Source organism: Streptococcus oralis subsp. dentisani, assembly GCF_002096615.1.
GTDB lineage: Bacteria > Bacillota > Bacilli > Lactobacillales > Streptococcaceae > Streptococcus > Streptococcus oralis_U.
This window is the reverse complement of the sequence record NZ_NCUX01000033.1, coordinates 323,776-347,507: the sequence shown is the minus strand read 5'-3', so window position 1 is coordinate 347,507 and position 23,732 is coordinate 323,776. Positions and strand designations below refer to the sequence as shown.

The window sequence follows — 23,732 nt, the reverse complement described above, 5'->3', positions numbered from 1 at the left end:
ATGATTGAATTGCAACATATTTGGAAACAATTTGGTTCTCGTATTATTTTTTCAGACTTGAATCTGAATTTTCAAAGTGGTATGGTATATGCTTTGATAGGAGACAGTGGTTGTGGAAAAACCACTTTGCTCAATATGCTTGCAAAACTAGAGACTTTCGACAAAGGAGAAATCATTTATAAAGGAAAGTCTTTGACTTCTCTAAAAAATGAGGAATTCTATCGTAACGAGCTAGGTTATCTCTTCCAGAACTTCGGACTATTAGAAAGTCAGACCATTCGAGAAAACCTTGAGCTGGGACTGATTGGCAAAAAACAGAACAAGAAACAAGAAAAAGAGAGACTTCTTCTTCAAGCACTACAAGCTGTCAGACTAGATTATTTAAGTCTCAACCAAAAAATCTATGAATTATCTGGTGGTGAAGCTCAACGCGTAGCGCTTGCTAAGATTATCCTGAAAAATCCTCCTTTAATTTTAGCCGATGAGCCTACCGCCTCGCTAGATCCAAAAAATTCCAAGGAAATTATGGAAATTCTCCTTGAACTTCGTAATGCTAATAGAACAATTATCATCGCAACTCACAATCCTAGTATCTGGAAAATGGCTGATCAGGTAATTCATCTCTCTCAAGATGGAAAAGAATATACTTAAATACCAAAATCCCTTGTGGCTAAATAACCACAAGGGATTTTCAGTCATTTATGCTACTTCTTTTAAGTAACATAGTGCAAATAATAAATACTTCCTGTCAAATCTCACCAAAACCAGCCATCATTGTCTTCAATAGCTTGGGCTTCCTTGCGTTTGCGTGGTCCTGTTCCGTACATTTCAGCTTCAATCTCTTCCTTAGTTGGCAAGATAGAGGCAAGGATGATGTAAATAATCACACCGATTCCAAAATTTGCCACAGTAAAAATGGCGAAGAGAAAGCGGACTAGAGTTACATCAAAATTCCACTTGTCTGATAGACCAGCTAAAACTCCTGACACCATGCGATTTCGTCTCATTTTATAAAATTTTGTATTCATGATTGTTTCCTCTTTCGGTATTTTTACAAGTAGTATAGCATGAAACGGAACCAAGAACATCAGTCCTTAGGCCGATTTAAGATAACCAGTTTGCCACGGCAGATGCCACAGCGATAGCGTTTGGTATCAATCCTTCTCTTACGCTGATAACTTTGCTGGCAGGTTTGGCACTGATAGATTAGGTGGGGGATTTGAGTTTGTGCTTCCAAAGGTGGTACAAAGCGCAGCCCATCCACTTCTTTCAAAAGTTCCTTAAAATCTCGGTCCTTATGGCGATACCCCTTTTTCTGAAAATAAAGATGATAGTGACAGAGTTCATGGCGCACGATTTTGCGAAAGACTTCCAAACCTAGTTCATTATAAACCTTGGGATTAAAATCCAAATGCCCATCCTTGGGGAAAAATCGTCCACCTGTCGTTCGCAGACGAGAATTCCACTGGGCTTGGTGTGTGAAAGGTCTACCAAAGTCTTCAAGGGAAACAGCCTGAACGTACTCAGTCAGTTTCATCTGGAGCTAGGAGCGACAGATTGACTTTTTCACGTTCAGTATCGATTTTCTTAACCCAAACCGTTACCAAATCTCCGACTGACACCACTTGGCTGGGATGTTTGATAAATTTACGACTCATATGCGAAATATGAATCAAGCCGTCCTCGTGAATCCCGATATCAACGAAGGCACCGAAGTCAACGACATTCCGTACCACTCCTTCCAGCTTCTGACCGACAACAAGATCCTTGATATCCAGAACATCTTGACGGAGAACTGGAGCATCAAAAGAATCACGGAAATCACGACCTGGTTTGAGGAGGTCTGCAATAATATCTTTAAGGGTTTCTGGGCCAAGTTCTAGTTCTTGCGCCATTTCCTTGACAGAAAGGGACTTAAGCTTATTTTGTGCTTCTTCGTTTAGGTCTTTAATATATAAACGTTTGAAGAGCTCCTTGACCGCAGCATAGTTTTCTGGGTGTACCCCTGTATTATCAAGAATATTGCTACTTTCAGGGATACGGAGGAAACCAGCAGCCTGCTCAAAGGCTTTGGCACCTAGACGAGGAACCTTCTTGATTTGAGCGCGTGAAGTGATTTTTCCTTCTTCTTCACGGTATTTGACGATATTTTCAGAGATGGTTTTATTGAGTCCAGCTACGTGGGAAAGGAGAGCTGGGCTGGCTGTGTTGACATTGACACCGACTTGGTTTACCACGGTATCGACGACAAAGTCCAGACTCTCAGACAGTTTCTTTTGACTGACATCGTGTTGGTATTGACCGACACCGATTGACTTAGGATCGATTTTTACCAATTCAGCGAGGGGATCTTGCAAACGACGGGCGATAGAGATAGCAGAGCGTTTTTCAACGGTTAATTCTGGAAATTCCTGACGCGCAAGTTCGCTGGCAGAGTAGACAGAAGCACCGCTCTCATTGACGATAACATAGCTGACTTCTGGAAAATCTTTAAGAACTTCCGCCACAAAGGCTTCGCTTTCGCGACTGGCCGTTCCATTTCCAATGGCAATAATTTCCACACCGTATTGACCGATCAGGTCGGCTAAGTCTCGCTTGGCTTCTTCAATCTGACGAGCTGATGCTGGTTTAACGGGATAAATGACTTGGGTCGTCAGCATTTTCCCCGTCGCATCAACGACAGCTAGCTTGGCACCTGTACGAAAGGCAGGGTCAAATCCTAAAACCACGCGCCCTTTCAGTGGAGCAACCAAGAGAAGATTGCGCAGATTGTCTGAAAAGAGTTGGATAGCTCCTTCTTCTGCCTTCTCAGTTAATTCTGTCCGAATGCGTCGCTCGATAGCAGGCAAGACCTTCTTCTTAACAGATTGGTGGATAACTTCATCAATATAAGCACTTTTTACCTTAAAACGAGCAGCAAAGAAAGCTAGGATACGATCCGTCGCATGTTCAAAACCGACTTTCAAGATGCCTAATTTTTCACCACGGTTAAGGGCTAAGGTACGATAGCCCTGCATGTTACCAACTGTCTCTGAAAAATCGTAATAAATCTGAAAAACTTGTTTTTCATCAAGACTTTCATCCTTGACCTGCGAAGTGATTTTAGAGTGTCTCAGCACTTCCTGATAGGTCATAGCACGTAGATTGACGTCTTCAGATAAAGCTTCTACCAAGATATCAACTGCACCAGCTAAAGTTTCTTGACCAGTCGCAAATCCTTCACAGACAAACTTCTCGGCCTCTTTCTCTAAGTCAGCTACGTTTTGCAAAATCAAGCGCGCAAGAGGAAAGAGTCCAGCTTCGCGAGCAATGGTTGCCTTGGTCCGACGCTTTTCCTTATATGGAAGATAGAGTTCTTCTACATCTGCTAGTTTTTCGGCAGCTAAGATAGCTTCTTCCAAGTCCTTTGTTAGCTTGCCTTGTTCTTGAATCTTAGCCAAGACTGCTTCCTTGCGGTCATTGAGATTAGTCAGGCTTTTATCTAAGTCGATAATGGCCTTAATCGCCACTTCATCCAGACTACCAGTCATATCCTTCCGATAACGCGCGATAAAGGGAATCGTCGCCCCTTCGGCTGTCAAACTTAGAACGGTATCAATTTGCTTTAACGTCACACCCAAATCTTGGGAGATTTTTTCATATTTTTTATCCATAAACCTATTATACCATAAGGGACAAGGCTTGTTTCACCTTACCTGTTTTCACCTCTTTGATTATCAAAATAAAAATAATCCCTTTTCCGCAAAATAATAGTATAATAGAGGTAACATTTAGAAACGAGGTAGGCCCATGGCTGTTAAATTTACAAAAACTGATGACTTGGACAAGATGTTTGAAGAATTTGCCAAACTCCCTGACTTAACACAGGTCACTTTCCCAGATGACAAAGATAAAAAAGAAAAAGTTGAGAAGAAAAAATAGATGACGATTTTCCAATCTCTTTCTCCTAGCATTTTACAAGCAGGGGCTATTTTTCTCTCCATCATGATTGAAGCCCTTCCTTTTGTCTTGATTGGGAGTCTCATTTCGGGATTGATTGAGGTCTATATCACACCTGATAAAGTTTATGAGTTTCTTCCTCGCAATCGGTGGGGAAGGATCTTTTTTGGTACCTTCATTGGCTTTCTCTTTCCTTCTTGCGAGTGTGGAATCGTCCCGATTATCAATCGTTTTCTGGAAAAGAAAGTCCCCAGCTACACAGCTGTTCCTTTTCTGGTGACTGCTCCTATCATCAATCCTATCGTTCTTTTCGCTACCTATTCTGCCTTTGGCAATTCCTTAAAAATGACCATCTTGCGAGCTCTGGGAGCCATTGTGATTGCTTTGGTGCTGGGGATTTTCCTAGGATTTTTCTGGAAGGAACCCATTCAAAAAGAAAATCCTATTGCTTGTCATGAACACGACTTTTCATACTTGACTCCTGCTAGAAAAGTCTTTCAGGTCTTTATACAAGCTATTGATGAGTTTTTCGATATGGGGCGCTATTTAGTCTTTGGCTGTCTCTTTGCAGCTATCGTACAGGTCTATGTCCCGACTCGGATCCTGACCTCTATCAGTGCTAGTCCACTCCTTGCGATTCTCTTGCTCATGTTTCTTGCCTTTCTCCTCTCTCTTTGTAGTGAGGCAGATGCCTTTATCGGTGCTTCTCTCCTCTCGAGCTTTGGCCTAGCACCAGTCCTTGCTTTTCTAGTCATTGGCCCCATGCTTGATATCAAAAATCTCCTCATGATGAAACACTATCTCAAGGCCAACTTCATCTGGCAATTTATGGGCATTGTGACTCTGCTTGTCTTGCTTTATTCTTACATGATAGGGGTGATGCTATGATTCGATTTTTCATTCTACTGGGCTATTTTGCTCTGACCCTTTACCTCAGGCTATCTGGAAAGCTCAGTCACTACATCAACCTCCACTATTCCTATCTAGTCTATATCTCCATGATCCTTTCTCTTCTGTTGGCTCTGGTCCAATTCTACACCTGGATTAAGAAAATCAACTCTCACAGCCATATGGAAAGTCGTCGAGCTAGACAAATCAGCATCCTGTTACTGTCACTACCTCTGTTGATTGGAGTTGCCTTTCCGACAGTAAGTTTGGACTCGAGAACCGTATCTGCCAAAGGCTATCATTTCCCACTTGCTGAGGGAATCGACACAGCTATTCAGGAAAGCGAAGGAACATCCAGTCAATACCTCAAACCCGATACCAGCACCTATTTTTCAAAATCTGCTTATGAAAAGGAAATGAGGACTACCGCTGATAAATACCTCTCCCTGCCAACCATTCAGGTTACAGACGAGAACTATATGGAAGTCATGGAAGTTCTCTATGACTATCCACAAGAGTTTGAAGGAAAGAAAATCGAATTTACAGGCTTTGTCTATAACGATCCTAGTCATCCAGATAGCCAATTCCTCTTTCGCTTTGGGATTATCCACTGTATCGCAGACTCTGGTGTGTATGGACTCTTGACCAAGGGAAACTCCCGCCAGTATCCTGATAATACCTGGATTACCGCTAGGGGAACCCTGACCCTCCACTACCATAAAGAACTCAAACAAAAACTCCCAACACTGGAAGTTGAGAGTTTCACCAAAGTAGACAAACCAGAAAATCCTTACGTTTATCGCGTGTTTCAATAAAAAGTAACTCAGCAACAGACAAATTACTTTTTAAAGTAGCTTGTCTTTTTTGTTCTCCTAGTTCAACAAAATCAACACGCAACCTTTCAAACAATAGAAAAAGTCCCAAGAAATAAGATTTCTCGAGACCATAAAAATGTTAACAAGATAGGGTTGACAATCATCACATACCATAGCTTAACTGCAATAGAGTTGTGATAGAAAACGTTGATTTACTAGATAAAATAAAACTCATATTAAACTGAATATTTCAGTTTCTTACTGGCATAAAGCTATTTGAGTTTAATTTAACAACCACTAACCTCTATTAACGCCACCAAATGCTGAACCAAAAACGGAAGTAGTATCCAAAGAACATAATGTGCACCTCCTTTTACAAAACGTTTTTCCATCTCAACTATATTATATATTTTCTTGTGGAGAATTGCAAATTTTTTTCAGTCAAATTACTAGCTTTTTTCAATAAATTATGATAATACACAAAATTTTATATTAAAAATAGTTATTTACTTTCGGTTTCTATAAAATAAAACCATAATATAAATGCACTAAGTTCCATAACTGGATTTTTTCTGTCAAACTTCATAGCTTCCAGTTGTTGAAATTATGAACTAGCCTCTTTTCTGCGCCATGAATCTCCGCTTTTTACTGTTTTTCTTCAGCTCTGTTGGACTACTTCTCATTTTGTAATAAAGCTCTTACCTCGTCTGCTCCAATTTTATCCTCAGCTTTTTCAAAGAGTTGAATAGATTGATAAAAATAATCTCGTGATTTATTTGAATTTTGCTTCAGATAAATCTCTCCCATCCCTCTATAGGAACAAGCTTGAGCAATGAAGTCCTCAGTTGTCAAAGCAAAATCTAGGGATTTTTGCATATAGCTTTCTGCCTCTTCTAGATTTCCCAACTTTAAACGAAGATAGCCTTGTTCATAGTTGTTAACAGAAAATTTCAAAGCATCATTGGGAAAATATTTTTTTATAATTTGCATTTCCTGATCGATATAGAGTAGAGCTTTTTGAAAATGACCCATTTCACGGTAAACCATCGCTAACTGATGATAGCCTATATGTTCATTTTCTTGGTCACTTTTAATTCGGGCTAAGTCAATATAACGCTGGTAGATACTTAAGCACTCGTTATAATTTTGCTCTTCAAGATAGATATAGCCCATCAAATTTAATAAACTAAAATTAGTGCAAGTTTCCAAAGAAAAATCAGCTTCAACTAATTTTTTAGCCTCTTCAATCTTACCCTCAAACAATAATTCCCATGCTTGATTCATGCTTATTCTCCTGCATCTTACGTTGTATAGAAATCTATTGACAAATCGCTATCAGACTCGTATTTTTTCCAGGCTAAACTGAAACCATAATAATCCTGAAATTCAGGGTGCCAGTCATAATAAAGTGGGATACGACTATATTTTCTTGCAACAACTTCGTCTTCAAATTCTGGAGATCCCCCTGCAGTAATACCAAATTGAAGACCATTTAGTTCCCAGCTATTGCCCCAAACATTTTCATCAGAAAGAACATCGATCCATCTCGAGGCGTCAATATCAAAATCTGCACATAATTCCAGTTCATAGAATTTTCTACAGTTAATCTCTGAAGGCTTAATATAAAAGGCACCTTCTACTTGGTACTGTTTATCTTTGACTTGAATCTGTGTGATTTTCATTGGAATCGGAACTCCATTTAGTTCTAACCAGAAATATCCTAAAGGGGTTTTGATACTATAATATTGCTGATTAGCAGGTTTAGCGTTTTTAGAACAAGCATCAAGAATTCTTCCAAGCTTAATTAAATTTCTACAAACGATTTTTGAAGTGTGTGGGTCGAAATGTGAATACCTACGGGTGACTCGTTTTAACTTTTCAACAGGAAAAGTGATATCCTTTGGTAGGGCATGATACTTCTGTACAACTAGAGCAGTTTTTTCAGTATTTTCCTTCCCCACTGGGACAACTACAGCATGCCCAATATGGATATTTGGGTCATCACAAATATAAGTATAGCCATTCCCTCCCTCCTGAAACTCAACTACAACAAGATTTAGCTCTTGATTCGGATCAAAGAGAGGCTCAACCTTTTCTGCTTCTTGGCGCTCATAAAAAGTAGAGCGTTCCCTATCCCCGTCTTCGCCAAAAACCATAAAACTGCCACATTCAGGGCACTTCCACATATAAAAGGATGCTTCAGAAATCTCATCATAAGAAATTTTATTATGGTCGTCAGCTTTATTCATGATTTCTTCAAACAACTCATCCGAATAAACTGAATAAGCATTTGGATCGGGCGATCTATGGTCGTTCATTGCTTGCCCGCATCTACATGTCCATTTACCCATAAACAACCTCAGTCGTGGCCTAATTCTTCAAGGAAAAATTGATTTAGAGCTTTCCAGTCTCTTTTATCCTCGCCAACACTTTGGACGTAGGCATCCAGTTCTTGAATATTATCTAAAATATAATCTTGAATTGGCTTTATAGGCTCAATTTCCATACCTTCAGGACCGTTTATCTTAATGTCAAGCAATCTTGAAACATGCTCCTTCATTTGAGACGGCAGCAATTCTTTCACCAAATCATCAAATAAAATCGGAGGGATTGAATGGTATTTTTCGATCCAACGACAAGCCAAAATAGGACGAAGCGCGTAGAAATACTTTTTAGGTTTGACCTTGTCTCCTGAAAGATACTTATTCATTTGAGTTCTAGCAGTGTTCAAGTAATGGTGGAGCATTTTCTTCTCAGAAAAATACTGGTTGGCAAGAGGACGTATACGCTCGATAAAATCCGTTTGTTGATAAACAATTGGTGACTGTAACCATTCAAACAGTGTTGGATTTGACTTATAAAGGAGTTTTAAAGTCTTGTCTAAATCCCAGCCACTCACATCCCAAGTATCGTCAATTGGTAACTCGATAACATCACGCCGTTCATTCAAATGGAGATAAAAATCTCGCTTGTGTTTGTAGATAAACCGTACATCAAAGTCACTATCAGGAGACTCAAAGCCCCATGCACGACTACCAGACTCGATAGCCCACAAAACTGTGACATCATAATCACGCTCAATTTCTGCTAATTTTTCAGGTACCAGAACATTCATTTCTTCTTGTGTTTGCATAATAAAGCCTCGTCTATATTCCGAACATATATAGTTGCTAAAATTGGGAATTATGGGAACTGAAAGAGAAATATATCACTCTTTCAAAACTAAAATCAAATAAACTAAACCTTCCATTAGCTTATTCAGACGTTTTCTATACCTGAGACTCTTGAATGATAGACTCTCCATCCTTCCAGTTCCGAGCAATCTCTTCATCTTTCTGGAGTTGATCTACCAGTTCCTCTACGGAGTCAAATTTGACCATATCACGGACACGGTCCAGCCAGTAGACAATGACTGTCTCACCGTAAATATCGTCTGAAAAATCGAAAATATTGACTTCAAAACGTGGCTCTTCTCCATCAAAGGTGACATTTTTGCCAACACTCGCCATGCCACGATATCTTTGCCGTTGCACCTCGACATCGACTACATAGACACCATCTGCTGGCATGTAGGTTCGATCTCTTAGGACCAGATTGGCTGTTGGGTAACCGATAGTACGCCCACGTGCATTTCCATGAACGACCATCCCACGAGATGGGAGCGGAGTGCCGAGCAGATGCTTGACTTCTTTGACATCTCCATCAAGAATAGCTTGGCGAATCCGTGTGGAACTAATCTTGCCCTTTTCGTCCTCAACTGGAGGAACAATGATGATCTCTCCATCAAAATAGTCCTTCAGGTCATCCGCAGTTTTCTTATCTGAACCAAACGTATAGTCAAATCCTGCTACAATGATAGCTGGTTTTAAAGCCTTGATGTAGGTATCAAAGAACTCTTGACCCGTTAAACTAGCAAATTTGCTACTAAAGTCAAGTAAGAAAAGAGCCTCTACTCCGTGCCACTTCATCTTGTGCTCCCGTTCCTCATGATTGACGATATGGAGCATGAGCTCAGGTTGGTAAGGTTGCAAGGCAAGTTTTGGCGACTCTGTAAAGGTCATCACGACAACTGGCAGATAATCCTTCATAGAAGCCTTGCTAGCCACTTCAAAAAGTTTCTGATGCCCCTTGTGGATGCCATCAAAATAACCTAGTACAAGGACTGTTTTCCCCGGTACTGCAATATCTTTTTCGTTCTTAATAGGTACTGTTGTAATCATGAAACTATTATATCATAGAGAAAGCCTTTTCGCTAAGAGGAAATCCCAAATGTCGTTTTTTGCGCCTGAACTGACCTCAAGAGAAAATTTAGCACTTTAGTTTTAAAAAATAGCACCTCCTAAGAGATGCTATCATTTGGTAACTAGTCTACTGTTTCTTCTAAGTCTTTTAACTTAACCGAAACAATCTTAGACACACCTGACTCTTGCATGGTAACTCCATAGATAGAGTCCGCTGCCGCCATCGTCCCCTTACGGTGGGTTACGACGATGAACTGACTGTCCTTGTCAAAGCGGTTGAGGTAATCCCCAAAACGTTTGACATTGGCTTCATCCAGCGCCGCCTCTACCTCGTCCAAGATGACGAAAGGAATGGTCTTAACTCGGATGATTGAGAAGAGCAGAGCCAGAGCTGATAGGGCTTTTTCCCCACCACTCATAAGGTTGAGAGATTGGATTTTCTTACCTGGTGGTTGAACAGAAATCTCCACACCAGCGGTTAAAAGATCGCCCTCAGTTAATATCAAGTCTGCCTGACCTCCACCAAACATCTGTCTAAAGGTCACTTTAAAGGACTCACGAATCGCCTCAAAGGTTGATTTGAAGCGTTCCTTAACCTCATCATTCATCTCTGCGATGGTCTCAAGAAGCAGGTTTTTCGCAGACAAAATATCATCACGTTGGCTATTGAGGAAATCCAGACGGTTGTGAACTTCTTCGTACTGGTCAATAGCGTCCAAGTTGACAGGACCCAGTGAGCGAATAGCCTTCTCTAAATCCTTAACCTCTTGCTCTGCCAGAGTGAGATTTTCCAGTTCATGAGCCTTTTCTAGAGCCTCATTGTAGCTAATCTGGTACTGGTCTGTTAATTGAGCTTGTAGATAGCGCAAGCGTTCACTGACCTTTTCCTTCTTAGCTTCAGCACGTGTTTGTTTACGAATCCACTCTTCATTCTGCTGGCGAGCCTGATCCAAATGGCTGGCAATATCATCCAATTGACCCTCGATATCATCCAACTCAAACTGCTTGCGAATCAGACCTTGTTGAAGATTGGTTTTCTGAGTTTTGGCCTCTTCCTCCTGCTGGCTTAGCAAATCCGTATCCACTTTCTCAAGATTATCGACCTTTTCTTGGAGGAGACGCTGAATCTCCTCTTGCTCGATATCCAGATTATCCAGTTCCTTGCCTAAGCGTTCAATATCAGTAACTTCGTACCGCTTCTGTCCTTGCAGTTCGGACTTAAACAAGCGCGCTTGAGAAATCTGTTCCTGCAAGTTTTGATAGCGTTCTTGAATGGCGTTTTTGTTAGACTTAATTTCTTCAATCTCAGCTTCCAGATTTTGCTTTTCACTGGCGATAGTAGTAAGGCGCTCTTGGCATTTTTCCTTATCCGCTTGCCAATCTCCTTCAGTAAGGCGATTTAATTCCTCTTCTTGAAGTTTCCAAAGCGTTTCTAACTCTTCCACTTGCTGATTGGTTTGCTGATAAGCTAGGGACAAACCTTGCTCCTGGATACGAGCTTGCTCACCTTGAGATTTGATAGCTTCTAATCTTTCTGCCAATACCGCCATCTCATCTTGCAAGGTCTTCAAGCTTGCCTCTTCAGAACGCAGACTGGCCTCTTCTTCAGCAATTTCTTTTTGTAATTGCTCCAGCTCTGGCTTGATGAAGATACTGTTATTTTGACGATTAGCACCACCCGCGTAGGAACCACCTGTGCGCAATTCGGTACCATCAAGCGTCACCATGCGAACCTGATAACGAACTTGACGAGCTGCGGCACGCGCATGTTCTATAGTATCAAAAATTGCTGTCGTAGCTAGCAAGTTCTTGAAAATGGCTTCTAATCTCTTATCAAACGACACCAACTCATCTGCCATACCCAGAAATCCTGGACTTGCAGCGATAGCGTCTTGATTCTGACTAGAAATCGTACGAGCCTTGATAGTCGTCAATGGAAGAAAGGTCGCACGACCAGCTCTGTTACGTTTTAGGAAATCAATCGCCTTGGTTGCCGCATTTTCATCTTCTACGATGATATGCTGACTGCTAGCTCCAAGTGCAATCTCCAATGCAGTTTGATAACGCACATCAAAAGCCAGATGCTCACTGACTGCACCAATGATCCCACTAAGACGATCTTTTTCTTGAAGAACACTCTTAACACCCGCATAAAAATTACTATGATTTCTAAGGATATTCTCTAAACTCTGGGCTCGAGCCTGCTTGTTTTTGAGACTATCCAGACGATCAAAGAGTTGGCTCTGCTTGGCTTGGTAAGAAACTTTCTGCTCCTCTTGTTCCTTGGCACTAGCTTGGTAGTCTGCCAATAATTTCTGAACCTGCTCCTTGGCAGTTTCAAGCTCAGCCTGCTGTTGACTGGCCTTCTCTTTAGCTGTAGCCAGCTGTTCTTTCAATTTCTCAAGTTGATCTGCTTGTTTTTGAGATAGTTGACGGCTGTTCTCCAGTTCATTCTCTACTCGGGTTAACTGGTTTGAGACATCCGCTTCTTCTTGTAAAAGCGCCACAAAACGTTCACGCAGGAGCTCGATCATTTGGTCAGGATCATCTGAAAATGCCAACAATTCTGCTTCTAAACGATTGAGTTCCTTGTTGTTTTCAGCTAGACTTTCCTCTAACCGTTCCAGATTCCCTTCTTTGCCAACCTTTTCCTTACTTAGAGCCTTTCTCTTATCTTCCAGAGTCGCCAAACGGGTTTGTGCTTCTTGTTGATTAAGGGCAACTTGCTCGGATTCCAGTTTAGACAGGGCTAGTTTTCGCTCTAAGTCACTGATCAAACTAGTCAAATCCATCAAGCTTCCTTGATCCTTGGCCATTTGAGCTTGGAGATCCTGGCGTTTCTTTTTAAGACTTTGATTTTCCTCTTCTAACTCTTCACGCTTTTGGTGATAGCTAGTCAAGAGTTCCTGAACCTGCGTTAGCTCTTCCTCTGTTAGCTCTAGTTCAGTCTTGTTTTCCTTGATTTGGGCAACCAGTACATCCAAGTAAATCGCCTTGCGTTGACCATCCAAGTCGAGAAACTTGCGAGCATTCTCGGCTTGTTTTGCAAGGGGCTTGATTTGATTATCTAACTCGTAGATAATGTCTTCTAAGCGGTCGAGATTGTCTTGAGTTTGTTGTAGCTTACTCTCTGTTTCTTTTCGACGAGTCTTGTATTTTAAAACTCCAGCTGCTTCTTCAAAAATAGCTCGACGCTCTTCAGGCTTGGAGTTAAAAATTTCCTCAACCTTCCCTTGGGAAATGATGGAAAAGGAATCCCGTCCCAAACCAGTATCCAAGAAAAGGTCATGCACATCACGCAGACGGACTTTCTTGCCATCAATTCGATACTCGCTATCACCACTACGATATATATGACGTTCAACCTTGATTTCTTGCCCCGCATCCTTGATAAAACCATCTTCATTATCTAAAGTCACGACAACCGAAGCATAATTGAGCGGTTTGCGACTTTCAGTTCCAGCAAAGATAACGTCGGGCATCTTGCCACCACGAAGGCTCTTAACACTAGACTCACCTAAAGCCCATCGCAGACTTTCTGTGATATTTGACTTTCCAGAACCATTTGGCCCAACGACAGCTGTCACACCTTGGTCAAAGACGACTTTGGTCTTATCAGCAAAGGACTTGAATCCCTGGATCTCAATTTCCTTTAAATACATGAATCCAGCCCTTTCTCCACTGCATTTTTCGCGGCTTCCTGCTCTGCTAATTTTTTGGAGCGTCCTTGTCCTTTTCCGATACTCTTGCCCTCAACTAGAACTTCTACATCAAAAACCTTATCATGGGCAGGTCCCATCTCAGAAGTCACCTGGTAGCGAATGTCCACATCCCCATTGACCTGAAGCAACTCTTGCAGGTGTGTCTTGTAATCCTTAATCATCTCAAAGTCACCTGCCTCAACCTTGGGAATCATGACCTGATAGATAAACTCTTTTACCCTAGCAACATCCTTGTCTAAAAGCAAAGCTCCCAGAAAGGCTTCAAAGGCATCACCAAGAATGGTGTCACGATTGCGCCCACCAGACTTCTCTTCCCCTTTTCCTAGCTTGATAAATTGATCAAACTGGCAATCACGCGCAAAACCAGCCAAACTCTCCTCACGGACAATCATGGCACGGAGTTTGGACAAATCTCCCTCTGGTTTCTTAGGATATTTTTTATACAGATATTCTGAAATCAATAATTGCAGAACAGCGTCTCCTAAAAATTCCAAGCGCTCATTGTGTGAAATTTTTAAGAGGCGGTGCTCATTGGCATAACTCGTATGAGTAAAGGCCGTTTCCAGCAAATTCTTGTCTGCAAATTCGATTGCAAAACGCTTCTTCAGTACAGTTTGTAATTCTTTCATACTGACCTCTTTCTAATAATTACGATCCTTTCTATTATAACAAAAAAAGCCCTCTGAGTCACTTTAAAATGGGACTAGGAAAGATTTGGGTAGTTTTTGAAAAAAGATTTCCAATTTTGGAGGAAATATAAAGAAAAAAGCCTTATTTAAAGGCTTTTTTAGGCTGTTTACATCCACCCTGAGGGAATCGAACCCCCATCTTAAGAACCGGAATCTTACGTGATATCCATTACACTAAGGGTGGAAACTCGTTTTATTATAACAAAAATTTGCTCTAATAACAAGTTTTTTATGGATGGACTAAGCGTCTATTAGTGGGAAGCATCACCGTTCCAGATAGAGTTTTTCACGATAACATAATCAACGTGTTTGAGGTCAGCAACCTTGCGTCCACCTGCGTAGGAAATGGCACTTTGCAAATCCTGCTCCATCTCAGTAAGGGTGTCTTGCAAATGCCCTTTGGCAGGAAGTAAGATGCGTTTTCCTTCTACATTTTTATAAGCACCCTTTTGGTATTGAGAAGCTGAACCATAGTATTCTTTGAACTGTTCGCCGTCGACTTCAATCGTCTTTCCTGGGCTTTCGATATGCCCTGCAAATAGGGAACCAATCATAACCATACTGGCACCGAATCGGATAGACTTGGCAATATCACCGTGAGTACGAATTCCTCCATCAGCGATAATCGGTTTACGTGCAGCCTTAGCACACCAGCGTAGAGCAGCCAACTGCCAACCACCTGTACCAAAACCGGTCTTAACCTTGGTGATACAAACCTTCCCAGGACCGATTCCAACCTTAGTAGCATCCGCACCAGCATTTTCCAATTCACGCACAGCTTCTGGAGTTCCGACGTTACCAGCGATTACAAAAGTATCAGGTAATTCTTTCTTGATGTGCTGAATCATTGAAATCACGCTATCCGCATGACCATGGGCAATATCAATCGTGATATACTCAGGAGCATCAGCCTTGAGCTGGCTAACAAAGTCATACTCGTAATCCTTAACACCAACAGAAATGGAAGCAATGAGCCCTTGATCGTGCATGCGTTTGATAAAAGGAATGCGCCCAGCCTCGTCAAAACGATGCATAATATAGAAGTACCCACCCTTAGCAAGTTGCTCTGCTACGTTCTCATCCAAAATCGTCTGCATATTTGCTGGCACTACAGGTAGTTTAAACGTATGATTTCCAAGCGTGACACTTGTATCCGCTTCTGCACGGCTTTTAATCACACATTTATTAGGGATCAACTGAATATCTTCGTAATCAAAAATTGGAAATTCATTTAACATATCGATGTCTCGTTTCTTTTGTAATGACCTTCCTATGCTTGCGCATCACTACGTCTTTTCCGACGTTTCCTTGACTTATTATAAACCAAAGTACAGTTTTTGTCAATTTTTTTAAAAAACCTTCTTTAAACGTTCGTTTTTATCACAATCAAAATCTTCTGAAAATCACTAAAAATTATTAGATTCGTAAATTATAGTTGATAACTACCTTAGCCAATCCAAAAGTGCGATGACAGTTCCATACCATCACCGCACTGATTTAGCCCATTTATTATTCTAATCTCCTTTAGATGATTTCATTGTAAAGGTATAATACTTGTCTCCGCTATACGTTATTTTAAAGACTCCATCTTTTTGTTCACTGTATAGACTCGCATTTCCAGCAACCTTACCTTCAAATATAATGGTGCCTGTCACATAACTCCATTTAGGAGTGGCAATTACTTCTCCTTTATAGGTGATGGTAGAAGTATGATCTGCCTTTAAAGTCGCCTTCAAGGAATCTGGTGCTATTTCTCCAGATGCGTCTGCATCCATTACATCCGCTACAGACGCGCCTATCCAGTCTCCTAAGAGAGCTTTCTCTTCTTCTGGCAAGAAGTTCTCAGGTTTCGCTGCATCTGTTCCTTCTTTTGCAAGTTTCACATCCATTGAAGTTCCGACAAGCTCTTTCAAGATGCTTTCAAATGTAATCGTATCCTTACCAAGCTTGCCAACCATATCAGTATTTTCAATAGTAAGAGTTAATGTGTTATCATCATTTTTCCATTTACCTTCTGCAGTTGTTCCTTCTACGTTTAGTTTCGCCTTGCCTCCACTCATCAATTCGAGTTTGAAGCCAGCCATATCATCACCAGAGAGCGTTACTCCCATGGCCGTTCCACTAACAGCTACGTATTTCCCCACTAAGGCATCGTCCGCTCTTCCACCTGATTTTCCACAAGCTCCAAGCATGATAAGTAACAGAAGTGCCAATATCAAGCTAAATAATTTTTTCATTTTGAAACCTTCCCTTTCTCCTAAAATAGATTTGAAAGTCTATCTCATTCACTCGTCTATTCTAATCAAAACTTGCCTCCTGCACCACCGTGAGTTCTTCCTGATGAAGATGTATGAGTACTGCTACCTCCAGAAGAAGATTTGCTCTCTTTGGGACGAGCCACCTTATCAACCGTTTTATATAGAAACTTTTCTTCTGCTTGAGTGACAGTGAGACTATTTTCTACAATATAATTTGTCGCTGCCACATCTGGCTCCACACTTTTGAGTTGACCAGCCATACTTGAAACAACTACAAAGGCTGTGACAAGACCTACACCTAGAGATAGGGGTACCCATATCCAACTTAGCGGTTCCTTAGGAAGATTCCCTTTGTCATAAGGTTTATCTGTCTTAGCCTGCGTTAAGAACTTATCGCTCAGTTCTGCAAAACTGCTAAATGCTTGCTCATATTCTCCGTTGCTTAGTTTCGGAACGAACCGATCAGACATATACTCTAAACCTGCATCGGTAAATGCTCGAATCGCATAACCTGTTGTGGTGATATGCCAATCCCGTTCCTTCATACTTAACAATAACAATAAACCACTATGGTCCTCACCCTGACCATAACCATTATAGTCAAAATAATCATCTGCAAAGGCTTCTGGTGTCTTCCCTCCCAGATCGTTGACAGTCACAATAACAAGGTCACATTTCTGCCGCTCACTAATCTCATCAAGTTTACTTAATAAATCTTTTTCTTCTACATCACTCAGTAAATCCGCTTCATCCACGAGACGCTTCAGGGGTCCAAACTTAGCAGCAATAGCAGTCAAACTACGGTGGGCACTGTCATACCAACTACTATTGCTATGATAAACTCCTTTGATAAAGGTATCCCAAAAATCTCCCAGAAGCTCTTTTGCTTTTCCCTTGTAGCAGATAGTTCTATAATCTTTAGACTTCCCTATTATCAGAAGAATAGCATCTTCCTTCCCTTTCTCGAAGAAATCCGTTGTATATTGAGTTACATCATCATAAGAGTCAGCAATGAGCAGATAAGATTTGAACTGATGCTCTTTGTAAATAGCTTGTGCTTCTTCTTCTAGTTTACTTTTCTCATTGGATGATAGGAGGCCAGCCTCATCATAAATTAAAGTTTGACTTGACATGTCAGCTGACACAATACCAATCAAGGTAAAAGCGAGAAAAACCGCAAGAAGGAATGACAGTAGTTTTTTCATCATATCTTCCTCCTTACATTAGATAAATCAACCAAACAATGCCATAGCAAACAATAGAAGTAAATGCTGCAATCGTCATAAAATAGCGCCAGTAGACTCGTTTATCCAAGGGAAGATTACCTACAAATTTTCCTGTTTGACCATTCATAGCAAAAACGTACTTTTCATTATTCCAAGTTGTGTTTAACAACCAGACTGGATAAAGGACATACTTGGCTTTGCTATTTTTAAACTCAACATGACTACTTTCTGGAGTTACCATTGTAAAGCCTTTAACTGTTTCCGCAAATCTATCTTCAGTACTCCTTTTAGCCCGTTTATTAGCGTGGGTGATACTTTCTTCTGCCGTCACATCATAACGCTCGGCCAAATAACCTGCTAAATAGGCTGTTTGAAAGTCAACTGCTTTTGAAACATCAAAAGGTTCAATGGATTCCATCAAGGTATTGTCCATACTTTTAGAACCGTCAACAGGTAGATGAGAAAAGGCTAACTGACCAGAACGAAGGACAGAGTAAAATTCAGTTTGGGTGTAATTGTAATCTTTGTCACTCCAAGTCGTTATCCTAGTTGCTTTGTACTTAATATCCGCATCCGCTTCTGTATTAAATAACCAAAATGGCACGTAAACACCCTTTACTTCATCAATATGGTTCTGATCCTTAAAAATTTTTGGCAATAAACGCTTGCCAAGAAGGTGCTTGTTAAGCGCTTCTCTGGCAGCTTTTTTATCCAGTTTAAACGGAATAACCAACTCTGGTTTCAAATCACCTACCAGACGTTCCTTGAGAACAACTGGATTATCACAATAAGGGCAAGTTGTTGCAGCAGTATTTTCATCAGCAATCAATTGTCCACCACAGGAATTGCAAATAAAGACGTTCAGCTGTTCATCATTCTCTTGCCATTCTGTAGCAGAATCCGTTACTAGAGATAGCTCTGAAACAGACTGGGCTTCATCCAAATGCTCGTCCATGTGCTTGAGACTCTCCATTTCGTACTCAGAGTCACAATAAGGGCACTTCATTTTTTGGATTTTCGTATCAAAGGCTAAAGCACCACCACAACAAGGACATTTGTATTCTAAATTATCAGCCATGTCATCATCTCCTCTCCCGACACTAAGCCAATCTAAAGTTGTCTTGTTCTAAAACGTTGACCCGCATTCAGGACAGAATTTTGGTGCCTGGCCAGAATCTGGAACTTTCCAACCACAGTTACTACAATGTTTTTCCTGATGAACTATCGGTTTTGGACTGCCACAATTTGAACAGAATTTACCTGTATTTACCGTGCCACATGAACAAGTCCAGCTATTGTCCACTGGTTTCGGACTGCCACACTCTGGGCAGAACTTCCCCATAGCCTCATGGCCATTTGGACAGATCCACTTATTGACATTCGGAGTGCTTGGTGGTGCTTGATTTTCTGTTTGCGCTTGGTTAGCAACCTGTTCTTGTCCCATAGCAAAGAGATTTTGTGCATTCATGCCACCGCCTGCATTGGCTGCCATGCCAAAGCCCATAAAGCCAGTCATAGCTCCTGCTTCATTACTTGCGGCTGCCTTCATAGCGTCTGCCTGTGCACCAACTAAGGTTGCGGCCGCCATAGTCGGATCTTTCATAATAGCAGTACGTTGAGCCTGCTTGATCATGTCCGCATCTTCTTCTGTGATAGTAACAGAACCGAGTGCAATGCTAATGACTTTAAGACCACGAAGTTGACCCCATTTTTCTGAGAGAGTTTCATTGAGGGCATTTTCTAATTCTGTATTGTGACTGACAATTTGATTCGGTCTCAATTCCATATCAGATAACTTAGCAAATGAAGGTTGCAAGGCGCTGATAAATTCAGTTTTCAACTGTGAGTCAATTTCTTCACGCAAATACTCTCTTTCAACATTTCCACAAACATTTGTATAAAACAAAAGCGGGTCAACGATCTTATAAGAATAAACCCCTGAGCATCGAACAGAAACGTCAAGGTCTAAACCAATCTTAGAATCTACCACACGAAATGGAATTGGGTTCGGTGTACCGAATTTATTATCAATTAATTCTTTTGTATTAAAATAATACACACGCTGATCTTTGCCAGTATCGCCACCATAAGTGAAACGTTTCCCAATTTGTTTGAAAGTATCCTTGATAGAATTTCCAAGATTTCCTGTAAAAATACTTGGTTCGCTGGAGGTATCATAAGTGAACTCACCTGGTTCGGCACAAACTTCTACAACCTTACCTTGCTCAACAATCATCATACACTGACCATCAGCTACCGCAATACCTGAACCATTGGAAATAATATTATCACTGCCCTTAGTATTGGATGATCGACCAGAGACCCGCTTTTGCCCCTTGACAACCATGACAGATTTGTCCATAGACTCACAATAGAAAAATTCTTTCCATTGATCGGCTAATAAACCACCTACAGCTCCTGCACCTGCTCTAATAAGTCCCATAATGCGCCTCTTTTCTTTTTATCAGTGAGCCATTAATAACTCACTTGCCTACCGCCTTCCTATTTAAATAATCCTTTCCACCTCCCATTCATTGTGATTACTGGTATGAGCGATTCTAGGCATATCAACTATTAAAAATATTGTTGACAACTAATCAATTATAACTCAAAAAAGCCCACTTAAACCCCGACTGCAAGTAGCAAAACATGCGAAGGGAGTCTAAATGAGCCACTTACAGTATAATTCTAGCTGTCATCAGCTACAACTCTCAGCAAGCTAACAAGGAGAGTGTAGAAAGCGAAAGAACGACGTTAAATGGATAATTTTAATATTTATATGATGATGGCGAGGTTCTATCAGCTTGTTTTCAGTAGACAAACTATTCGTAAAACCTCTTAAACAGTACCTTGAACTTTTAAGCACTCAAATGCCATTTGGTCTTTATATATTATAAGTTACATTAAGCGAATGGTAATCTGTGTAAATCAGGATCTCCTAATGATAAATTCCACTAATAAACCACCTTACTTCAAACTCACTTTAAAATGTAACCGTTACCAATTTCTATCTTTATTTTACCTTTTTTTCTAGGATTTTGCATGTTCTATACTGAATTTTTAAAATTTTTAGACGATTGTTTTCGTTATGTCTAATTAATTCTCAGAAATCACTATATATAAAAACATGTGAAAGGATAGCCGTTTAGGATCTACCCAGCTTAATAATATTCACCCTGACGGTAGTCCCATGAGTTAAAGGTATCTGACAGGTGCATCATGATTTTATCAATGTCAAGCCCTTTGCGGATAACAACTGGAGCTGGTGAGATTGAACGGTCTCCTCCTTGTTCTGGGATGAGCTTTCCGTCCTTATCGACCATAGAGACCATCACACCTTGCTCGTAGCGAGTTTCAATCGTTTTGTCAGGTTGGATGGAAGCCACATAGTCGTCTGCTTCGATGACAAGGTCCACTGCTCCTTCTATACGTTGACCGATCCCTTCTACCTTACCGCGGTTTCCTTTACCAGATGGGTTTGCAGATGAGGCATAAACCATCTTACCTTCTTCCCAAAGTTTGGCAGCCAACTGTTCACCAGCTTTACCAAACTTAATGACAAAACAGCTAGTACCACGCACGTCTGTCATGAGTTCTTCACGACAATCACCGTATGCTTTGAGTTTTTCAAAAGCTTCTGGTTTCCAAGGAAGGATACAACCGAGAAGAATGTCTTCGTCCCAATGTTTTTGGTAGAAGGCTTCAATTTCTGGGTTGAGTTGTGCTAAAGCGCGTAGCTCGTCCATGCTACCACAAAGTACAACACCTGGTTTGTTACGGTTACGCTCTTTGGCTTCAAATTTGCGTTCAAGTCCTGCCTTATCGCTAGTCATGATAATGTAACCAACTTTTGTAGGGCAAACGATACATCCGCCCTCACCTTTTAAAATGTCATAGCCTTCTTGTGAAAGTGTTCCGTTCCATTGAATGTGTTTTGTCATAGTTCTATTTCCTTTTCTATTTTTTCTAATCCTGCCAGTAGGTTGGTCGTTGTTTTTCATAGGCAGCAATCAAATCTTCATACTGCAAAGTAATACCGATATCATCCAAACCATTTAAAAGCTTGTGTTTCCATTCGCTATCGATTTCAAAAGTGAATTCACCGACTGGTGAGATGATTTTTTGTTGTTCCAAGTCCACAGTTACCTGATCGCTAGGTTTAAGTTCGGCTAGTTTCTCTCTAACCTCTCTAGGCTGAACAATGGGCAACATGCCATTATTGAGTTCATTATTGTAATGAATGTCCCCGAAAGAGCCTGCAATCACGACCTTAAAACCATAGTCAGCTAGAGCCCAAGCTGCGTGTTCTCTCGAAGACCCTGCCCCAAAGTTATCCCCTGAGATGAGAATACTGGATTTGCGGTATTCTGGTCGGTTAAAAACAAAATCTGGGTCCTCAGTATAGTTGTCGTCCAGATAACGCCAAGCATACATGAGGTACTTACCAAAGCCTTTCTTATCAATCAACTTGAGAAACTGCTTGGGGAGGATTTGGTCGGTGTCGATGTTATCATTCATGAGAGGAACGGTCGTTCCCGTATAAACTGTAAATTTCTCCATATCCTCTCCTTACTTGGCCTCTGGCATCTGCCGAACATCTACGAAACGCCCTGCGATAGCTGCCGCTGCTGCCATGGCTGGACTGCAAAGATGGGTTTTAGCACCAAATCCTTGTCTGTCTTCAAAGTTGCGGTTACTGGTTGAGGCACAGTGGACACCATCAGGGACCTTGTCAGGATTCATCCCCAGGCACATAGAGCAACCTGGGTCTCGCCACTCAAAGCCAGCGTCTAAGAAAACCTTATCCAAGCCCAACTTCTCAGCAGCTCGTTTCACAGGACGAGAGCCTGGAACCACGATAGCAGTTAAGTTGGGAGCTATTTTCTTCCCTTTAACAAATCGAGCAGCCAGTTGCAAGTCGCTGAGCCGAGCATTGGTACAAGACCCGATAAAAATATAGCCTAGCTCAATATCCGCTGGCTTTTGACCAGGCTCCAAGTTCATGTAATGATAAGCTCGTTCATCATTCATATCCTTAATTTCTGGAAAACTACTGTCAAAGTCGACGCCCATAGCAGGATTGGTTCCCCAAGTCACCATGGGAGCCAAGTCTGAGACATCCATCCGGATAACCTTATCATAAACAGCATCCTCATCGCTGACAAGGGTCTTCCAGTCAGCAACAGCCTCCTCAAAGTCCTCTGGAACACATTCCCTTCCCTTTAAATAATCATAGGTAGTCTGATCTGGATTCATGATCCCCATCTTAGAACCAAACTCGATGGACATGTTACAGATGGTCATTCGCTCTTCCATGGTCAGAGCATCAATCGCTTGCCCACGATATTCCACCACATAGCCAACACCACAAGCAACGCCGTACTTGGCAATCAAGGCGAGAATGTAATCCTTAGAATAAACTCCTTTTTGAGGAACACCAGTGAATTCTACCAACATTTTCTTAGGTTTAACTTGCCAGAGGGTCTGAGTAGCAAAAACATGCTCGACTTCACTGGTCCCAATTCCAAAAGCAATAGCTCCGAAAGCTCCGTGAGTAGCTGTATGACTATCTCCACAGACGATGAATTTTCCTGGTTGGGTCCGTCCTGTTTCTGGACCAACCATGTGAACGATGCCCTGCTTTTCAGAACCGTGGGCAGCATGTTCAATCCCAAACTCCTCAACATTTTCAGCAAGCTTATCAATTTGAGCCTTAGAAATCACATCTCGAATATCGTAGATATTGACGGTCGGAACATTATGATCAAAAGTTCCAAATGTCAAGTCTGGTCGTCTCAATCTACGACCTGCGTCTCGCAGTCCTTGAAAAGCTTGGGGACTGGTCACTTCATGAATATAGTGCTGATCCACATACATGAGTTGAGGCTGCCCTTCTTCTCCTGTGATGACATGGCGGTCCCATAATTTATCAAAAATCGATTTTCCTGCCATCC

At 41.3% G+C, this 23,732-nt stretch carries 21 protein-coding genes and 1 tRNA gene; 4 read left to right on the top strand and 18 right to left on the bottom strand.

Annotation, left to right across the window (positions count from 1 at the left end):
- Nucleotides 1-651 (top strand): ABC transporter ATP-binding protein, encoded by a 651-nt coding sequence (locus B7708_RS08885; protein ID WP_084975252.1) that lies wholly within the window; start codon nt 1-3, stop codon nt 649-651.
- Between the two features lie 104 nt (nt 652-755).
- Here the strand turns inward: B7708_RS08885 and B7708_RS08880 are convergent, their stop codons facing one another.
- The 3 genes from B7708_RS08880 to B7708_RS08870 are packed head-to-tail and all read right to left on the bottom strand — an operon-like array spanning nt 756 to nt 3,653.
- Nucleotides 756-1,028: a PspC domain-containing protein gene (locus B7708_RS08880; protein WP_001092797.1), complete on the bottom strand. Its 273-nt coding sequence runs from the start codon at nt 1,026-1,028 to the stop codon at nt 756-758.
- A 59-nt stretch (nt 1,029-1,087) separates the two neighbouring features.
- Nucleotides 1,088-1,537: a SprT family protein gene (locus tag B7708_RS08875; protein ID WP_084975250.1), complete on the bottom strand. Its 450-nt coding sequence runs from the start codon at nt 1,535-1,537 to the stop codon at nt 1,088-1,090.
- A complete protein-coding gene (locus tag B7708_RS08870) occupies nt 1,524-3,653 on the bottom strand; it encodes a Tex family protein (protein ID WP_084975248.1) in 2,130 nt (709 codons plus the stop codon). Before B7708_RS08870 ends, B7708_RS08875 begins: the two co-directional genes overlap by 14 nt.
- A gap of 136 nt (nt 3,654-3,789) precedes the next feature.
- Here B7708_RS08870 and B7708_RS10160 point away from each other — a divergent pair, with 136 nt between their 5' ends.
- Genes B7708_RS10160 through B7708_RS08860 form a run of 3 tightly spaced genes read left to right on the top strand, consistent with a single transcriptional unit; the run spans nt 3,790 to nt 5,642 of the window.
- The gene (locus B7708_RS10160) at nt 3,790-3,921 is read left to right on the top strand and encodes an SPJ_0845 family protein (RefSeq protein WP_000268696.1); all 132 of its coding nucleotides are present in this window, start codon (nt 3,790-3,792) and stop codon (nt 3,919-3,921) included.
- On the top strand, nt 3,922-4,827 hold the full coding sequence (locus B7708_RS08865) for a permease (RefSeq protein ID WP_084975246.1): 906 nt from the start codon (nt 3,922-3,924) through the stop codon (nt 4,825-4,827).
- Nucleotides 4,824-5,642 (top strand): TIGR03943 family putative permease subunit, encoded by an 819-nt coding sequence (locus B7708_RS08860; RefSeq protein ID WP_084975243.1) that lies wholly within the window; start codon nt 4,824-4,826, stop codon nt 5,640-5,642. The genes B7708_RS08865 and B7708_RS08860 overlap by 4 nt, the downstream gene beginning before the upstream one ends.
- 672 nt (nt 5,643-6,314) lie before the next feature.
- Here the strand turns inward: B7708_RS08860 and B7708_RS08855 are convergent.
- From B7708_RS08855 to leuC, 15 genes are all read right to left on the bottom strand, one after another.
- Nucleotides 6,315-6,926, bottom strand: a complete 612-nt coding sequence (locus B7708_RS08855; RefSeq protein ID WP_084975241.1) for a tetratricopeptide repeat protein — start codon at nt 6,924-6,926, stop codon at nt 6,315-6,317.
- A 17-nt stretch (nt 6,927-6,943) separates the two neighbouring features.
- A complete protein-coding gene (locus B7708_RS08850; RefSeq protein WP_084975239.1) occupies nt 6,944-7,993 on the bottom strand; it encodes a hypothetical protein in 1,050 nt (349 codons plus the stop codon).
- An 8-nt stretch (nt 7,994-8,001) separates the two neighbouring features.
- Complete coding sequence (locus tag B7708_RS08845) at nt 8,002-8,775, bottom strand: nucleotidyltransferase domain-containing protein (RefSeq protein ID WP_084975237.1); 774 nt, start codon at nt 8,773-8,775, stop codon at nt 8,002-8,004.
- Nucleotides 8,776-8,911: 136 nt separating this feature from the next.
- Nucleotides 8,912-9,862 (bottom strand): bifunctional riboflavin kinase/FAD synthetase, encoded by a 951-nt coding sequence (locus B7708_RS08840; RefSeq protein ID WP_084975235.1) that lies wholly within the window; start codon nt 9,860-9,862, stop codon nt 8,912-8,914.
- 143 nt (nt 9,863-10,005) lie between these two features.
- Nucleotides 10,006-13,545 carry a chromosome segregation protein SMC gene (smc, locus tag B7708_RS08835; protein ID WP_084975233.1) on the bottom strand — a complete coding sequence of 1,180 codons (3,540 nt, stop codon included), beginning with the start codon at nt 13,543-13,545 and terminating at the stop codon, nt 10,006-10,008.
- Nucleotides 13,536-14,234: a ribonuclease III gene (gene rnc / locus B7708_RS08830; RefSeq protein WP_007522086.1), complete on the bottom strand. Its 699-nt coding sequence runs from the start codon at nt 14,232-14,234 to the stop codon at nt 13,536-13,538. Before rnc ends, smc begins: the two co-directional genes overlap by 10 nt.
- A 172-nt stretch (nt 14,235-14,406) precedes the next feature.
- Nucleotides 14,407-14,478, bottom strand: a tRNA-Arg gene (locus tag B7708_RS08825).
- 67 nt (nt 14,479-14,545) lie between these two features.
- Entirely contained in the window at nt 14,546-15,532 is a 987-nt protein-coding gene (locus B7708_RS08820) for a GMP reductase (protein WP_000931163.1), read from the bottom strand.
- Nucleotides 15,533-15,808: 276 nt separating this feature from the next.
- Entirely contained in the window at nt 15,809-16,531 is a 723-nt protein-coding gene (locus B7708_RS08815; protein ID WP_084975231.1) for a hypothetical protein, read from the bottom strand.
- A 65-nt stretch (nt 16,532-16,596) separates the two neighbouring features.
- Nucleotides 16,597-17,760: a TPM domain-containing protein gene (locus B7708_RS08810; RefSeq protein WP_084975229.1), complete on the bottom strand. Its 1,164-nt coding sequence runs from the start codon at nt 17,758-17,760 to the stop codon at nt 16,597-16,599.
- 10 nt (nt 17,761-17,770) lie between these two features.
- Nucleotides 17,771-18,856 (bottom strand): TFIIB-type zinc ribbon-containing protein, encoded by a 1,086-nt coding sequence (locus tag B7708_RS08805; protein WP_084975227.1) that lies wholly within the window; start codon nt 18,854-18,856, stop codon nt 17,771-17,773.
- A 48-nt stretch (nt 18,857-18,904) separates the two neighbouring features.
- The gene (locus tag B7708_RS08800; RefSeq protein ID WP_084975225.1) at nt 18,905-20,221 is read right to left on the bottom strand and encodes an SPFH domain-containing protein; all 1,317 of its coding nucleotides are present in this window, start codon (nt 20,219-20,221) and stop codon (nt 18,905-18,907) included.
- A gap of 718 nt (nt 20,222-20,939) precedes the next feature.
- Entirely contained in the window at nt 20,940-21,719 is a 780-nt protein-coding gene (locus B7708_RS08795; protein WP_084975223.1) for an L-threonylcarbamoyladenylate synthase, read from the bottom strand.
- 25 nt (nt 21,720-21,744) lie between these two features.
- Nucleotides 21,745-22,338 carry a 3-isopropylmalate dehydratase small subunit gene (leuD, locus tag B7708_RS08790; RefSeq protein ID WP_084975220.1) on the bottom strand — a complete coding sequence of 198 codons (594 nt, stop codon included), beginning with the start codon at nt 22,336-22,338 and terminating at the stop codon, nt 21,745-21,747.
- A 9-nt stretch (nt 22,339-22,347) separates the two neighbouring features.
- Nucleotides 22,348-23,730 carry a 3-isopropylmalate dehydratase large subunit gene (gene leuC / locus B7708_RS08785; RefSeq protein WP_084975218.1) on the bottom strand — a complete coding sequence of 461 codons (1,383 nt, stop codon included), beginning with the start codon at nt 23,728-23,730 and terminating at the stop codon, nt 22,348-22,350.
- Between the last annotated feature and the right edge of the window lie 2 nt (nt 23,731-23,732).